The sequence below is a fragment of the Acidobacterium sp. S8 genome (assembly GCF_009765985.1).
Lineage (GTDB): Bacteria > Acidobacteriota > Terriglobia > Terriglobales > Acidobacteriaceae > Alloacidobacterium.
Genome location: NZ_LMUM01000034.1, coordinates 705,186 through 720,896, shown reverse-complemented (window position 1 = coordinate 720,896; position 15,711 = coordinate 705,186). Strand labels below are relative to the sequence as shown.

At 56.9% G+C, this 15,711-nt stretch carries 15 protein-coding genes; 8 read left to right on the top strand and 7 right to left on the bottom strand.

From position 1 onward, the window contains the following. Window positions 1-192 precede the first annotated feature (192 nt). The 3 genes from GSQ86_RS18345 to GSQ86_RS18335 form a co-directional block, all read right to left on the bottom strand. Complete coding sequence (locus tag GSQ86_RS18345; protein ID WP_158751458.1) at window positions 193-1,215, bottom strand: ScpA family protein; 1,023 nt, start codon at window positions 1,213-1,215, stop codon at window positions 193-195. A gap of 6 nt (window positions 1,216-1,221) precedes the next feature. Next, window positions 1,222-2,268 (bottom strand): tryptophan--tRNA ligase, encoded by a 1,047-nt coding sequence (gene trpS, locus GSQ86_RS18340; protein ID WP_256366847.1) that lies wholly within the window; start codon window positions 2,266-2,268, stop codon window positions 1,222-1,224. Between the two features lie 429 nt (window positions 2,269-2,697). After that, window positions 2,698-3,318 carry a site-2 protease family protein gene (locus tag GSQ86_RS18335; protein ID WP_254062478.1) on the bottom strand — a complete coding sequence of 207 codons (621 nt, stop codon included), beginning with the start codon at window positions 3,316-3,318 and terminating at the stop codon, window positions 2,698-2,700. Window positions 3,319-3,324: 6 nt separating this feature from the next. On the opposite strand from GSQ86_RS18335, the gene GSQ86_RS22875 reads away from it, so the two are divergent. Next, complete coding sequence (locus tag GSQ86_RS22875; RefSeq protein WP_174239983.1) at window positions 3,325-3,537, top strand: hypothetical protein; 213 nt, start codon at window positions 3,325-3,327, stop codon at window positions 3,535-3,537. 98 nt (window positions 3,538-3,635) lie between these two features. Here the strand turns inward: GSQ86_RS22875 and GSQ86_RS18330 are convergent, their stop codons facing one another. From GSQ86_RS18330 to trpD, 3 genes are all read right to left on the bottom strand, one after another. Next, window positions 3,636-4,487 carry an acyltransferase gene (locus GSQ86_RS18330; RefSeq protein ID WP_158751453.1) on the bottom strand — a complete coding sequence of 284 codons (852 nt, stop codon included), beginning with the start codon at window positions 4,485-4,487 and terminating at the stop codon, window positions 3,636-3,638. Window positions 4,488-4,695: 208 nt separating this feature from the next. Next, the gene (locus tag GSQ86_RS18325) at window positions 4,696-5,436 is read right to left on the bottom strand and encodes an SIMPL domain-containing protein (RefSeq protein ID WP_158751452.1); all 741 of its coding nucleotides are present in this window, start codon (window positions 5,434-5,436) and stop codon (window positions 4,696-4,698) included. A gap of 69 nt (window positions 5,437-5,505) precedes the next feature. Beyond that, complete coding sequence (gene trpD, locus GSQ86_RS18320; RefSeq protein WP_158751450.1) at window positions 5,506-6,549, bottom strand: anthranilate phosphoribosyltransferase; 1,044 nt, start codon at window positions 6,547-6,549, stop codon at window positions 5,506-5,508. A gap of 158 nt (window positions 6,550-6,707) precedes the next feature. Here trpD and sucC point away from each other — a divergent pair, with 158 nt between their 5' ends. Both sucC and sucD read left to right on the top strand, forming a co-directional pair. Continuing rightward, a complete protein-coding gene (sucC, locus tag GSQ86_RS18315) occupies window positions 6,708-7,886 on the top strand; it encodes an ADP-forming succinate--CoA ligase subunit beta (protein ID WP_158751447.1) in 1,179 nt (392 codons plus the stop codon). 2 nt (window positions 7,887-7,888) lie between these two features. Next, window positions 7,889-8,761 (top strand): succinate--CoA ligase subunit alpha, encoded by an 873-nt coding sequence (sucD, locus tag GSQ86_RS18310; protein ID WP_158751445.1) that lies wholly within the window; start codon window positions 7,889-7,891, stop codon window positions 8,759-8,761. A gap of 66 nt (window positions 8,762-8,827) precedes the next feature. Here the strand turns inward: sucD and GSQ86_RS18305 are convergent, their stop codons facing one another. After that, window positions 8,828-10,468, bottom strand: coding sequence for a S41 family peptidase (locus GSQ86_RS18305; protein ID WP_158751443.1), 1,641 nt, complete (start codon window positions 10,466-10,468; stop codon window positions 8,828-8,830). Between the two features lie 225 nt (window positions 10,469-10,693). Between GSQ86_RS18305 and GSQ86_RS18300 the strand changes: the two genes are divergently transcribed. The 5 genes from GSQ86_RS18300 to def are packed head-to-tail and all read left to right on the top strand — an operon-like array spanning window position 10,694 to window position 15,709. After that, the gene (locus GSQ86_RS18300; RefSeq protein ID WP_158751441.1) at window positions 10,694-12,553 is read left to right on the top strand and encodes a peptidylprolyl isomerase; all 1,860 of its coding nucleotides are present in this window, start codon (window positions 10,694-10,696) and stop codon (window positions 12,551-12,553) included. Between the two features lie 11 nt (window positions 12,554-12,564). Next, window positions 12,565-13,626 (top strand): 3'-5' exoribonuclease YhaM family protein, encoded by a 1,062-nt coding sequence (locus GSQ86_RS18295; RefSeq protein ID WP_158751439.1) that lies wholly within the window; start codon window positions 12,565-12,567, stop codon window positions 13,624-13,626. Continuing rightward, window positions 13,580-13,957, top strand: a complete 378-nt coding sequence (locus tag GSQ86_RS18290) for an EVE domain-containing protein (RefSeq protein WP_158751437.1) — start codon at window positions 13,580-13,582, stop codon at window positions 13,955-13,957. The genes GSQ86_RS18295 and GSQ86_RS18290 overlap by 47 nt, the downstream gene beginning before the upstream one ends. Before the next feature lie 48 nt (window positions 13,958-14,005). After that, on the top strand, window positions 14,006-15,187 hold the full coding sequence (aroC, locus tag GSQ86_RS18285) for a chorismate synthase (RefSeq protein WP_158751432.1): 1,182 nt from the start codon (window positions 14,006-14,008) through the stop codon (window positions 15,185-15,187). A gap of 12 nt (window positions 15,188-15,199) precedes the next feature. Continuing rightward, complete coding sequence (gene def, locus GSQ86_RS18280) at window positions 15,200-15,709, top strand: peptide deformylase (protein WP_158751430.1); 510 nt, start codon at window positions 15,200-15,202, stop codon at window positions 15,707-15,709. Window positions 15,710-15,711: the final 2 nt, after the last annotated feature.

The window sequence follows — 15,711 nt, the reverse complement described above, 5'->3', positions numbered from 1 at the left end:
AAGCACCCTATCAGGGCCGATGGAGGCCATGTGTAAAAACGAACCCAAAAATTCTGTTAATTTTCGGTGAATACGGCTGGCTCACACCTTGTCATCCCGACCGGAGCGAAGCGAAGTGGAGGGACCTGCAGTTTGCATCAGGCAGCGCGAAAAACGGGTGCCCCACCTTCGCGAAGCTAAGGTGGGCTAGTTCTAGGTCCAGTCGTCCCGCATCTGGTTCATGCGCTCCGTAATCACGGCTTCAAAATCAGCGTGTTTTTTGACGAAAATATCGTCGAAAACGCGATCCTGGCGCAGCAAAATGGCCTGTAAACGCACCAATTCCAGCACCGCCAGAAACATCGCCACCAGCGTTTTCTCCGACCGGGCATTCCCCAGCAGCTTCCGCAGGGCTACCGGTTTATCCTCGGTAATCAGCCGCCGCCGCATGTAATCGATCATCTGCCCCACGGTGACCGAATCCTCTTCGAGATCGAGCACCGGACGCTGCTTCAACCGATCCAGAATTTCGCGGAAGACGCGGACCAGATCGACCGTATCCGCCGCAATCTCCTGTTCCGTGCCCTCGTCGTTGCGAAATTCCTTGAGCGACGGATTCGACCAGGTCGATTCCTCAATGAGCTGCTTCTGCGCCAGCATTTGCGCGGCGTTCTTGAAGCGCTCGTGCTCGAGCAGCCGTTCTACCAGCTCGCGACGTGGATCGTCGATCTCGCCCTCCGCGACTTCGATGGGCGAGCGCGGCAGCAGCATCTTGCTCTTGATATGAATCAGCAGCGAAGCGGTGTAGATAAACTCGCCCGCTGTGTCCACGTCAGAGGCTTTCAATTGTTCGACATACGCTAGAAACTGCGCCGTAATCTTGGCGATAGGAATGTCGTAGATGTCGATGTCCTGCTTCCGGATCAGGTCCAGCAGCAGGTCCAGCGGCCCGTCATACACCTTGGCGACAGTAATCGAGAAAGGAGACGCACTCTCTTCTTTAGGCTTTTCCTTCTTGCTTGTCTCCCGGTCTTTCGATTTACCTTGAGGATCGGTGTTCTGTGTAGAAGCCGGTGTAGTTGGCGTCTGGGTAGAAGGCTCAGCAGTTGGTGTTTCGGTAGAAGCCCCGGGCTTCAGCCCGGGGAATACAGTCTCAGCGTCCGAGGGCTTTAGCCCCGGGTCTGATTCAGGCTGTAATTCTGGACTTGCATCCTCGGGTTTCAATTCATCCATCATGACCACTCACCCGATCCCGACCGCAGACCGTACTTCCACCATCGTCTGCTCGGCACGCGCCGCCGCCCGGTTCTTACCGTCCTCTAAAATCTCGTCAACCAGCTTGGGATTCTGCTCATATCCGCTGCGCCGCTGCTGAATCGGCTCCAGCACCCGCACTACGGAGTCGGCGACCCATCCCTTGCATTCGATGCAGCCAATCGAAGCCGTCGTGCAGCCCTCGTAGACCTTCGCCAGCGTCTCCTGCGATGAGAAGACCTTATGCAGATCGCCGACCGGGCAGACATCCGGATTGCCGGGATCGGTCCGCCGCACGCGCGCCGGATCGGTGACCATGGGCTTCAGCTTCTGCCGCACCACCGGCTCCGGATCGGTCAGCATGATCGTATTCCCGTAGCTCTTCGACATCTTGCGGCCATCGGTACCGGGCAGCTTGGGCGATGGTGTCAGCAGAACCTGTGGCTCCGGCAGTATTTCCTTCTCGCGCACCTTGTAGAACTGGTTAAATCGCCGCGCCACTTCACGCGTCAGCTCCACGTGTGCCACCTGATCCTGGCCAACTGGGACAAAGAGTTCGACGATTCGACTGCTGGTGGTATCGCGGCCCCCATAGAGCAGAATATCCGCAGCCTGCAGCAGGGGATACCCAAGGAACCCATACGTCGACAGGTCTTTCCCCGAAATGTTCTCCTGCTGTTCTTTGTAGGTAGGCACGCGCTCCAACCAGCCCAGCGGCGTAATCATCGAGAAGAGCAGATGCAGTTCGGCGTGCTGTTTCACGTCACTTTGGACAAAGAGCACGCTCTTCGCCGGGTCCAGTCCTGCTCCCAGGAAGTCGAGAATCACCTCACGCGTATTGGCCTTGATCTGCGACGTATCGGCGTAATCGGTCGTCAGGGCATGCCAGTCGGCGATAAAGAAGAAGCAATCGTATTCATGCTGCAGCCGCACCCAGTTGTGCAGCGCGCCCATGTAATTGCCCAGATGCAGTTTGCCAGTCGGACGCATGCCGCTCAGCACGCGTTTCAGGGGAGCAGAAGTGGAAATCGACACCGTATCCTTCACGTAAGAAATTACTTTTGCCTATTGTACGGAAGTTTTCTCAGCATTGAGAAATGCACAATGGAGCCAAGCAAAACCGGGTGCCCCACCTTCGCGAAGCTAAGGTGGGTCTTTCAAAAGCTGTCAAGCCCTAAGACGTCTCCCATTCCCCACAAACAGTTCAAATTAAACTACTTAACCCATCAAGATAGTTGGCAGAGAATTACCGCTAAAATTGCTATCATAGAAACAGGAAAGAAAAAGCCCGCTTGAAGCGGGCTTTTTTCTTGGATACGAAACAGGACCCCCAGCTAAGTTATTGAAAACACTAGAGCGCATCTAACTCTATAAGAATCAGCAGGATAGCTGGGGATGATCCCCCGCGAAACCATTGAAAACAAAGGACACGGTGCAAGAGGGAGGGGGAGGGGTACCCCGGGGTCACAGGGCCAGCAGTACGTGGTTGAAGACCGCCCATGCTGGACTGACCATCAGGCTGATCACCGGACCGCCGAAGAAGAGAATCAGGATCAGGCTGATCATCCCCAGCGAGTCGTAAACGCGCAGGGCTTTATAGGGCAGCATGTGCCGGATGATGTGCGAACCGTCGAGCGGCGGCAGCGGAATTAGGTTGAAGGCCGCAAGCAGCAGATTGAGCCAGATGCCCATGTAGAACAGGATGATCATGGGCGAAACGATCGGGCTGGCAGCCATTAGCTGCGGGTCGATACCACCCATCACCGCCAGCTCCTTGATGGCAACCGCGCCCACCGGAGTCACTTTAGCTACAATGACAAGGGCCAGCAGCGAGGCCACGGCGGCAACAAGGTTGCTGGCCGGTCCGGCCAGCGTCGTCAGGATGTCGTCGCGCACAATGCGCTTGAAATTTCGGGTATTGACCGGAGTGGGCCGCGCCCAGCCGATGAGGAAGCCTCGGGAGCCGGGCAGAAAGAGCATGGCCAGCGGAATCAGGATGGTTCCGACCGGGTCGATGTGCTTGGTCGGGTTCAGCGTGACGCGCCCCAGCATGCGCGCCGTCTGGTCACCCAGGCGGGATGCCATCCACGCATGCGCCGCTTCATGCAGGCTCAATGCGAAGACGAGGATGACGAACTGAAAGATTTTGAGGACGATCTCTTGCTGGCTCATACCACCACAACGATCGTATCAGGTGCTGCGCGCACGGCGAAACGCCGCTTTGCCGCCATGGATTATGGTCTTGTTACGCTTCTCTTCTACTGGATCAATTTCCAGCGTCGGGCAAAAGAAGCGTCATTCTGAGCCGTAGGCAAAGAATCTCCAATCATCGTGGCTTGAGATTCTTCGTCGCTTCATTCCTCAGAATGACGAAGGTATTGGCATCAGGAGAACAGTACGTACTATTCGCAGTGTTCACCGGTCGAAGGCGGAGCTTTGTAGGTCTCGCGGTCCTCAAACTGGCGCGCGTCATCCTTGGTCTTGAGCTGTTTTGCCGGAACTCCGCCGACAATCGAGTGATCGGCGACATCTTTCGTAGCCACGCCCATGGCTCCGAGCATGGTGTTTTCGCCGACTTTGACGCCAGCCATGACGGCAGAATGGTAGGTCAGCCGCGCGCCCGGACCGATCTCGGTCTTCCGATTTTCGACGATGCCGGATTCGACCGGATCGTGCGCGTGCGAGTAGACGGCAGCGTAGTCGGAGATGGACGTGCCTTTGCGGATAATGAGCTCGCCACGGTCATCGAGCATGACGTACTTGTGGATGACGCAGTCGTCTTCGATGGTGAGGTTGTAGCCGAAGGTGAACTCGACGCCGTGGAAGATCTTTACGTTCTTCCCGATGTGCTTGAAGATGTGCCTGCCGAGCATGGCGCGGAAGCGGAAGCCGAGCCAGTGGTTCAGGCTTACCGGCGAACGATCGAACATCTGCCAGAAGTAGATGAGCGGCTTGATGCAGGCATATTTCTTCTCGTCGATGTCGCCGTAGTATTCCGGCTCAAGCGTGATGTTGGCTGAGTTGAAGGAGAGCTGCAGCACGTTAAAGGGCAGTTCGCTGGTCAACGTAAAGTTAAGCCTTCCGCCCTTGGGCTGGCCCAGCATCAACTGGTGCAGGTTGTCATGTACCAGCTCGGCGCGCAGCTCCGGCTTGCGGTGCTTGGTGAACTCTTCGTCCAGATACTTGAGCCAGCGCAGATAGACTTCTTCGGCTTCGCGTGTGGGATGCAGATCACGGTATTCATAACGAGGCATGATGGATTCCTAACTCGACTGACGTATCGTTGCTATTGAAGGTCTCATAAACTGGTAGAAGCGCCGGGCTTCAGCCCGGCGACCAAAGGTTGAAAGACAAGGGCTTTAGCCCTGGGCATTTCCGCAAAATGATGCCGGGGCTGAAGCCCCTTTTGAGTTTGCCGGGATTTCACTGGGCTAAAGCCCAGTGCTTCTACCCAAACCATGTTTACTCAATGGCGAAGACCGCGTAAACCGTGGCCGATTCTTCGATCTGTCGCCCAGTGATAGCCAGAGGAGCGACTTTGGCCGCAGACAACCTGCCGTGGACGGACATCGCCATCATCGGCATCGGCCGAACCGGACTCTCAGGCGCCTGATTGCTGGCATAGATCAGTCCGGCGAGCTTCACGTTGAGTCCTTGCGCCATCTGCTGTGCGATGACCTGCGCCTTGGCCAGAGCATTGGCTGCGGCTTTAGCCTGCAGATCATTCATGTCCTGGTATTTCCAGTCGATCTGCCCGCTTTGGTTTGCGCCCGCCTCGACAGCGAGGTGAAGCGTCTTGGCCGCATCGTCGGGCTTGGTCTTTACCGTCCAAGACTGGTTGAGCATGAACTGCTTCTTGGCGCGGTCCATCTGAGATTCCTGCGGATCGTGGAAGTTGTTCGGCTGCAGGTTCTGGTTTTCGCTCTCAATCGACTTCTCCGGAATTCCAGCCTTCTTGAGCGCGTCGATGATGGCGTTAGAGGTTGTCGATCCGGCTGCATACGTGGAGGTCTCATCGGCCCCATAAACCTGGAAGCCGATGTGTACGACGGCAAGATCGGCATCGGTGATGGCCTTGTCGCTGGCGGTGATTGCGATGGTGCGGTTGTTCTTATCGACCTGGATGGTCTGCGCGTGGATGAGTCCGGTGGTTGCGATGACGGCTGCCAGAAGCGATGTTGCATAACGTGCTACAAGCTGCATGCGTACTGGTCCTCCTGTTCGATCAGGCGCTGGCAAAGTATATCGCCAGCTTTGTTGCTGTGTCTGTCTTCAACCGATCTTCTTGGCGAAGTCGCGCAGCCTGCGGAGTGTGTGCTGCACCGCACCGGAGTCGATGGCTTCGGTTGCGCGCGCAACGCCTTCGCTAAGGTTGGCGGCGATGCGGCTCGTGACCAGCGCGGCAGCTGCGTTGAGTACGACGATGTCGCGTCGGGGACCGCGTTCGCCGCTGAAGATGCGCTCGAGGATGGCCGCATTATCGGCTGGATTTTCAGCTGCAGACAGCTCAGAGAGCGCTGCGCGTGGGAGGCCTGCATCCTCGGGAGTGATTTCGGAGAGCTGCACGCTGCTTGATAACTCCCGCACTTCGGCAACGTGACTTGGGCCGGAGATGGTCAGCTCGTCGAGGCCATCGCTGCCATGGACGACAAAGGCATGACGGACGCCGAGCCTTGTCATCGTCTCGGCGACAAGGCTGACGCGATCGCGGGCGAAAACGCCCATAATCTGTGCGGGTGCTCCGGCTGGATTGGTGAGCGGCCCGGCGATGTTGAAGATAGTGCGAAAGCCAAGCGCGCGCCGGATATGTGCGACGCGCTTCATCGCCGGATGCAGAGCCGGAGCGTAGAGGAACATGAAGCCGGTTTCGCGCAGCGATTCGACGGCCAGTTCCGGAGGCAGCGCAACGGCAACGCCGAGGGCCTCAAGCACATCGGCGGAGCCGCACTTCGAGGTGACGGCGCGATTGCCATGCTTGGCGACCCTGGCTCCCGCAGCAGCAGCGACCAGCGCAGCGCCGGTCGAGATGTTGAAAGTGCCGCGATCGTCGCCTCCCGTGCCGCAGGTATCGATAAGCTGGGCGCGCTCTTCGGCTGTGAGCGGAACCGGTATGGACAGCTCGCGCATGGTTTCGGCGAAGCCGGTCAGCTCGTCGATGGTTTCGCCGCGCCGTGCCATAGCGGTGAGAAGCGCTGCGATTTCGGCGTCATCTGCCGCGCCGGCAAGGATTTCGCGCAACGCTGTGCGTGCTTCTTCACGTGTGAGCGGGCGCGGTTCTGCGGCTGGTTCCGGAAGCAGTTCTTTCGGGCTTGCCATCTAGTGTCATCGTATCGAAGTTAAGTGCGTTTCGCAGCCGGGGATGGCGCGACCTGACAAGCGGGCATCGCGGACTGTACTATGAAGTGTCAGCCCCAATTCTCTTTGTAAACAGGCGTTGAAACCGTACTGGGAGAAATCTGCGGCGCATATAAGCTATGAAAATCCACGAGTATCAGGCGAAAGACATCCTTGCGAAACACGGCGTTGCCGTGCCGCGGGGTGAGGTGGCCAACACGCTCGACGAAGCGTTAGATGTGGCTAAGAAGCTCTTTACCGGCGGAGCGAACGGCGTCGTAGTCAAGGCGCAGATTCACGCCGGAGGCCGCGGCAAAGGCGGCGGCGTGAAGGTAGCGAAGAACATCGAAGAGGCCGAGCAGTACGCGAAGCAGATCCTCGGTATGCAGCTGATTACGCACCAGACGGGTCCGCAGGGCCAGAAAGTGCAGCGGCTGCTGATCGAAGAGACGGCGGCGATTGACCGCGAGCTGTATCTCGGCATCGTGCTCGACCGCGCGGTTTCGAAGCTGGCCTTCATGGCCTCGCAGGCGGGCGGCATGGAGATCGAAGAGGTCGCCGCGAAAGACCCGAGCGCGATTCATAAGGCTTATATTGATCCCGCCGTGGGCTTCCAGCCCTACCAGGCGCGCCAGCTTGCTTTTGCGCTGGGATTGAAGCCGACGCAGATCAACGAAGCGGTGAAGTTCATGCTGGGCCTCTACAAGGTCTATATCGATACGGATGCTTCGCTGCTTGAGATCAATCCTTTCATCACGACGAAGGACGACAAGCTCTTCGCGCTTGATTGCAAGATCAATTTCGACGACAACGCGATGTTCCGCCACAAGGAATTGAAGGAACTGCGCGATGTCGCGGAAGAAGATCCGCTGGAAGTCGAAGCTTCGAAGTATGCGCTGAACTACATCAAGCTCGACGGCAACATCGCCTGCATGGTGAACGGCGCTGGTCTGGCCATGGCGACGATGGACATCATCCAGTACGCAGGCGGTTCGCCCGCGAACTTCCTCGATGTAGGAGGCGGCGCGAACCAGCAGCAGATTGAGCACGCTTTTGAGATTTTGCTCTCTGACAAGAATGTAAAGGCTGTCTTCATCAATATCTTCGGCGGGATTCTGCGTGTGGATACATTGGCGCAAGGCGTTGTGGGCGCGGCGCAGAAGTTGAAGGTTGCGGTGCCGATTGTGCTTCGTCTTGAGGGCACGAACGTGGAAGAAGGCCGCAAGATCCTGGCGGATTCAGGACTGAATTTCCAGGTAGGCGCAACCATGCAGGAAGCGGCGGAAAAGGTTGTTGCCGCAGCCAAAGGAGGCAAGTAAACATGGCAGTTCTGGTCGATAAAAACACTCGCCTCATCGTGCAGGGCATCACCGGTAAAGAAGGCACCTTCCATGCGAAGGGCTGCGCCGAGTACGGCACCAAGGTTGTTGGTGGCGTAACGCCGGGCAAGGGCGGAACGATTCACGAAGGCTGGCCGGTATTCGACACGGTTGAGAAGGCTGTCGCTGAAACCGGTGCGAATGCGACGGTTATCTTTGTGCCGCCACCGTTTGCTGCGGATGCAATCCTTGAAGCGAATGAAGCCGGACTTCCGCTGATTATCTGCATCACGGAAGGTATTCCGGTCAACGATATGGTGAAGGTCTGGAGCGTGCTGAAGCACTCCAAATCTACGCTTGTGGGGCCGAACTGCCCCGGCGTGATCTCGCCTGGCAAGGCTAAGATCGGCATTATGCCTGGTCGCATTCACAAAGAAGGTAACATCGGCATCGTTTCGCGGTCTGGAACGCTGACGTATGAAGCCGTGTATCAGCTGACGCAGCGTGGCATCGGACAGTCGACTGCTATCGGCATTGGCGGCGATCCGATCATCGGCACAACTCACATCGATGCTTTGAAGCTGCTAAATGAAGATCCGGAGACGGAGGCGATCATTATGATCGGCGAAATCGGCGGCACGGCGGAAGAGACGGCTGCTGAGTACGTGAAGCAGCATGTCAAGAAGCCGGTGGTTGGATTCATCGCTGGTCAGACGGCGCCTCCGGGACGCCGCATGGGCCATGCCGGCGCGATCATCTCAGGCGGTCAGGGAACTGCTGCCGAGAAGATGAAAGCACTCACGGCTGCGGGAATTCATGTAGTGGAGAGTCCTGCGGCGATTGGCGAGACGGTTGCTCGAGTGATCGGAAAGTAAGAGGCAAAGACAAAATAAAAAGGCAGGGCTTTTTTTAGCCTGCCTTTTATTTTTGAGTGGAGATTATTATTCGGTAGCTGGAACGGTTGCCGTGTTGCGGGCGGTGGTGGTCTTCTGCGAGTCCGTTTTCATGGCTGTCTGTTCCAAGGTTGTAGCCTGTGGCATGTAGCCGAGTGCCTGGTTGATCATCGGGTCCCATGCGGCGCGGACCTTCAGGCCTTCGGCCTGACCGAATTGAGTGGTGAAGATTTCAGCCTTGATGTTTGCCTTCACCCAATCCATAACGGCATTCAGCTCCTGATCGGAGTAGGTGATCTGCTGCGATCCGAGAAACTGCTTGAAATCTGCCATGACGCCGTCATCTACCTGGAAGTCTTTTGTGACGGTGCGGTTCGCAAGATAGTGACCGGCAAAGTTAAAGAAGGCGTAGTGCGCAAGCAGAACTTCCTGGATATGGGTGGATTTCGGCGTGTCGACCTTGTAGTCCGGTGTGATACCGCCGCCACCATAGACTGTGCGGCCTGAGTCAGTCAGTTTGACTTCGCGGTCTTTGGAATCCTGCTGGATCTGGTCGTGGTTGTAGTAGTAGTCGTAGAGTGAAACACCACTATAGTTGCGCTGGATAAGGCGTCCGCTGGGCGTGAAGTAGTGATAAGTGGTGAGCGCCAGGCCGGTGTTGTCAGAGAGCGGATAGACCGTCTGGACCAAGCCCTTGCCGAAGGTTGTTTCGCCTACGACGATGGCGCGGTCATGATCCTGCATCGCGCCGCTGACAATCTCCGCCGCGGAAGCAGTTCCGTGATTGACGAGTATGACGATCGGATACGTCTTGCCGCCATTGCCGTGCATGGCGTGGTAGGATTGCTCCGGGAAAGCGCGACCGCGTTGCGAGACGATGAGCTGGCCCTTATTCAGGAACTTGTCGCAGGTGGCCACTGCTTCATTAAGCAGCCCGCCGGGATTTCCGCGCAGATCGAGCACGAGCCCTTTGATGCCGGGGCCGAAGGAGTCGAGAGCGTCACCAACTTCGCGGCCGGTCGATTCCTGAAACTGCGTGATATGGATGTAGCCAATACCTGGGCGAATCTCTTCTTTCAGGTCGATGCTGGGATGGGGGATTTCATCACGAACGAGGTCGAATGTCAGAGCCGCATTGGCGCCTTCACGCGATACGGTGAGGTGAACATGCGTGCCTTTCGGTCCCTTGAGCATGTTCGCAACCTGTTCGGAGTTCATATTATCGGTAGCCTTGCCATCGACAGAGACGATGACGTCCCCCGGACGAACGCCGGCCTTAAACGATGGCGTGCCTTCGTAGGGATAAAGCACCACAATCCGCTGTACGCCGCTGACGCTCTGCGGCTGGATGGTCATACCGACGCCGTAGTATTTGCCGTGCTGGTCTTCCTTCATGCGGGCGTAGGCTTTGGGATCGTAAAAATTCGAGTGTGGATCGAGCACGCGCAGCATGCCTGGAATCGCACCATCGTAGATGGCTCTGTCCTGTTTATCGCCATCAAGCGGCTCGGCGTAGTTCTGCGCCACCACGTCATAGACGCTGGTGAACGACTTCAGGCTGTCGCGGAACTGTGATTCGTCGGAGCTTGATTGTGCGCCAACCCGCTGGCTGACGACCATGCCCGCAATGCCGCAGGCGGTAAAAAAGACTGCTAAGGAGAAGACGGTGCGTCGAGTACGGGAAGGCATGATCGCTAAGGACCCTCTGGGCATCCTTGTGGAAAGTATAGCAAGGAGGCGGACGAAGAGACGTCGGACTACCGCTTTTTGCTATCCAGTGGCCGATAAAGGCGTCTTTCATTTAGTTCGATTCGCATTCGCCTGCCCGGAGTGTTTAGAATGACGGAAGCGCAATCCGATCTAAAACTGGTACTTGCAGAATTGGGGAGTGCGTTCAAGTTGAGACGTATAGACATGATTTATCGATCCTTATCGCTCCCGGCCGCGTTCGCTGCAGGCATCGTCTTTCTGGCAATTCCATCTGTCGCCCAGACTCCGGCCAAGGCGCCGACGGCTGCCGAGCAGCAATCGCCCTACCAGGGCGCTGTGGTGACCGAGATCGTAGCGCGCGTGAACGATCAGGTAATCAGCAATGCTGACTACAAGCGCGCCGAGCAGGAACTGGTTTCCCAGGGACAACAGCAGGGCTGGTCGCAGCAGCAGATTTTTGAAGCGAAGCACGATTTGCTTCGCGACCTGATCGATCAGCAGCTATTGCTTTCCAAGGGCAAGGAACTCGGGGTTACGGGCGAGAGCGAGACGATCAAGCGGCTCGACGATATTCGCAAGCAGAACCACCTGGACAGCATGGACGACCTGCAGAAAGCGGCCGAATCTCAGGGCGTTTCTTTTGAAGATTTCAAGCAGCACATCAAGGATGGCATTATCTCGTCGTCCGTGATCCGCGATGAGGTAGGACGGCATTTGAACCTCAGCCAGTCGGATGTGCAGAAGTATTACGACACGCACAAGGCAGATTTTGATAGTCCCGAGCAGGTGAAACTGAGCGAGATCCTGATTCCAACAGCGAATCCGGATGATGCGGCGCAGGTAGACGCGGCGCAAAAGAAGGCTGACGATGTTGCTTCGCAACTGAAATCGGGAGCCGATTTCGCGCAGGTGGCAAAGTCGCAGTCGGGCGGACCAACGGCGGCGCAGGGCGGGGAACTAGGAGAATTCAAGCGCGGACAGCTTGCGAAGGTTCTGGAAGATCAGACGTTCAACTTGAAAGCCGGTGAATTGACACAGCCGATTCGCACGAAACAGGGCTTTGTGATCCTGAAGGTGACAGACCATACGCCAGGCGGTGTACAGCCTTTGAAAGACGTGGAACCGCAGGTAGAAGATGCGCTCTACAGCCAGAAGATGGCTCCAGCGCTTCGACAGTATCTGACGAAGCTGCGTGAAGACTCATATGTCGTAGTGAAGCAGGGATACGAAGATTCTGCGGCTACTCCGAACGAAACAAATCCTACGACGACATATACCGCATATACGCCGCCAACGGGCAAGAAAAAACACGTCGAGCGCACACGTTATCGGCAGAAGTCTTCGCATCCAGCGACTACGACACAAACTGCGAGCGCCGCCGCCCCAGCTGCTGCTCCGGCGAATGTGCCCTCGTTAGCAGATATTCCACAGGCCAATGCCACACAAACTGGCGCTGCGACGGAAACGGCTGCAGCTGCTCCAGTTGCAACCACTACAGCACCGGCTGCGAGCGCCCCGGCGCAGAAATCGCAGGTTGCCAGCAATGCTGGTGTCGAGAAGCCGGGCAAGAAAGAGAAGATCCGCTTCGGGCAGGCTCCGCGTGAGACGCTGCCTTCTGCTCAGACAAAGACAGAAGATGCCGGCGCCACGGGCACACAGGTAGCAAGCAACAATGTGCCGCAGAATGTGCAGGTCGTAGGGCCGGATGGCACAGTCGAAAATCAGCACGTAGAAGAGAAGAAGGAAAAAACCCGTTACTCGGCACGGGCCAAGGAGCCGAAGCAGAAAAAGTCAAAGGATAAGACCGATCCATTCGCGCCTTCTCCCGAGAGCCAGGATGAGCTGGCAGCTCGGCAGGAGCAATCGACTCCACTTGGGTTGAATGGCGACACCGGGAAGCCCAAGAAAGCACCGAAGCCGGCAGAAAAGACGCGGCTTTCCGACAAGCCGAAGGAAGAACCAAAGCCCGAGCCAGTGCCAAATCCTGAGGGACCGCGCACCACGGAGCCTGCTACTCCTTCCGCGCCGACGCCCTCAACCGGGGCACCCGCTTCGCAGCCATAGAAACGACTACGATGAAAGACCTGTTCATCGCGGATTTGAACAAATTTGAAAATCAAGTGGTGACGGGCTTTTTTGCCGTCACCACAAAGCAAGTCCGCAGCCGGAAAGATGGCGCGCCCTACTTCGCTCTCACCCTGAGCGACTGCACCGGCCAGCTTGAGACCCGTATGTGGGAAGTTGCCGATGCTCAGGAGTTCGCATCAGGCGATGTTGTAAAGGCGCGCGGACAGGTTTCGCGCTACCAGGACAAGCTGCAGCTTACGCTCGATAGAATTCGCCGTGCGGAGGAAGCCGAGTACGATCTTGGCGATTTTGTTCCCAGGACTTTGCGCGATGTGGAAGAGCTATGGGCGGAACTGAACGGCTATGTCGCCACCTTTACCAATCCTCATTTGCAGGCGCTGGTGCGCGCTTTTCTGGATGATCCGGAGATTGCGGTACCGCTGAAGAATGCGCCAGCGGCCAAGAGTATGCATCATGCGTGGATTGGCGGCTTGCTGGAGCACATCGTTTCACTGCTTGGGATTGCTGATCCGGCGGCGCGCCACTATGCGGAGGTCAATCGCGATCTTCTGCTGACGGGCGTGATTCTGCATGATATTGGCAAACTGCAGGAGTTGCGGTGGGGAACGAGCTTCGACTATACGCTTGAAGGTCAGCTCATCGGGCATATCTCAATCGGCGTAGGAATGATCGAGACAAAGCTGGCGAGCCTGCCAGATTTTCCTGACAAGCTGCGCCTGCTGGTGAAGCACATGATTCTCAGCCATCATGGAAAATATGAATTCGGCTCGCCCAAGCTGCCCATGACTCCTGAGGCACTGCTGTTGCATTATCTCGATGACCTGGATGCGAAGATGCAGACGATGCGCAGCGAGTTTGCACGCGCCGCGACGCAGGGGCGAGCGCCGGGACAGGTGACGGAATGGGTACGCTCGATGGATCGTCCGCTGCTGAATACGGCGGGGTTTCTTGAGGAAGAACCGCCTGCTGTTGTGATAGAACCAGAGCCGGAGGAAGAAGCCAATGCCTTACCTGTTGAAGACCGAGCCATCGGTTTATTCGATGAGTGACCTCGAGCGCGACAAAGAGACCATCTGGGATGGCGTGACCAATCCTGCGGCGGTGAAGTTTCTTCGCGGCATGAAGCCGGGCGAAAAACTGGTGATCTATCACACGGGCGACGAGCGCTCGGCTGTAGGCACGGCGACAGTGGTTTCTGTGGATGCGACGGATGCGAAGCTTCCTCTTGTGCGCATCAAAGCTGGTAAGCCCGTCAAGTCGCCAAAGACGCTGACCGACATCAAGGCGCACAAGCTCTTCGCCGATTCGCCGTTGGTGAGCCAGGGAAGATTATCTGTGGTGCCACTGACTGGTGAACAGTACGCGTGGCTTGTGGAGTGAATATGACGCTCGCGGCTGCGCTACAATCAAAACTGGCACAGCACGCACATGTTACGTTTTTCTACTGCAGGTGAATCGCACGGCGAGAGTTTGATTGCCCTGGTTTCGGGGCTGCCCGCCGGAATCGAAGTCGACACAAATTTCATCAACCGTGAGCTATGGCGGCGGCAACAGGGCTATGGTCGCGGCGGACGCATGCGCATTGAACAAGACACGGCGCACATTCTTTCAGGTGTCCGGCATGGGAAGACCATCGGTTCGCCGGTTGCGATGGAGATTGAGAATCGCGACTGGAAGAATTGGGTGGATATTCTTCCGGTAGAAACTGGCGATCCGGGAAAGCATAAGGCGGTCGCTTCTCCGCGGCCGGGGCATGCGGATCTTGCCGGCGCTCTCAAGTATGATTTTCCCGATGCGCGGTACGTGCTGGAACGGGCTTCAGCCAGGGAATCGACCGCGCGCGTAGCTGCGGGCGCTCTGGCGAAGCTGCTGCTTTTACCGCTCGGCATCGATATTGCCAGCCACGTCATCCGAGTAGGTCAGGCTGAGCTTGATCGGGATGCGAGCTGGGATGAAGTGGCGGCATTGCGTGCGAAGAATGAAGTGCTGTTGGGCTGCGTCGACGAAGAAGCAGAAGCGCTCATGAAGGCTGAGGTCGACAAAGTGTTGCGCACGGGGGATACAGTCGGCGGTGTCTTCGAGGTGGTGATTCACGGTGCGCCTGCGGGTGTTGGCACCCATGTGAACTGGGATGAACGACTGGATGGCATCTTGGCGCAGGCTGTGATGTCGTTACAGGCAGTGAAGGCGGTCGAGATTGGCCGCGGTGTTACGGCTGCGGAGTCGTTCGGTTCGGAAGTGCACGACGCTATCGGCTACAGCAGCGAAGCTGTCGACGGCAGGGCAACGCGCTTTATCCGAGATCACAATAACGCGGGCGGCGTTGAGGGTGGCATTTCGAACGGCGAGGACGTGATTGTCCGGGGCTATTTGAAGCCCATATCGACGCTGCGCAGACCACTGCAGTCGGTGCGCTTCGATACGCGGGAAGAGACGAAGGCTGCTTACGAGCGCAGCGATGTGTGTGTGGTTCCGGCAGCAGGTGTAGCAGCGGAAGCGATGGTCGCCCTGGCATTTGCGCGCCTGGTTCTGGAGAAATTCGGCGGAGACTCGTTGAAGGAATTAAAACGTAACTATGATGGTTACGTGGAGCAGATTCGCGCCTATTGAGTTTTAAGAAGAATGATTCGAGAGATTGTTAAATACCCCGATCCGATTTTGCAGAAGCAAACCGAACTCGTGACTGAGTTCGATGACGAGCTGCGCACGCTTGTCGATGATATGTTCGAGTCCATGTATGCGGCTCATGGTATCGGTCTGGCTGCGCCGCAGGTAGGTGTCTCGAAGCGGTTGACCGTGATCGATCTCAGTTTCAAGAAGGATCCGAAAGACAAGATTGTTCTTATCAATCCTGAGGTCATCTATAAAGAAGGCAAGCAGAGCGAAGAGGAAGGGTGTCTGAGCTTGCCGGAAATTCGGGAAAAAGTTTCGCGGGCCGAGAAGGTGCGCGTTCGTGCGCAGGATGTCAATGGCAAGTGGTTTGAACTTGATGGCGACGAATTACTGGCGCGCGCCTTTCAACATGAAATCGACCATCTCGACGGAATTCTTTTTATCTTCCGTGTGAGCGCACTCAAACGCGATCTGTTGTTGCGCAAAATTCGCAAGATGCAGAAAAATGGCGAGTGGTAGAC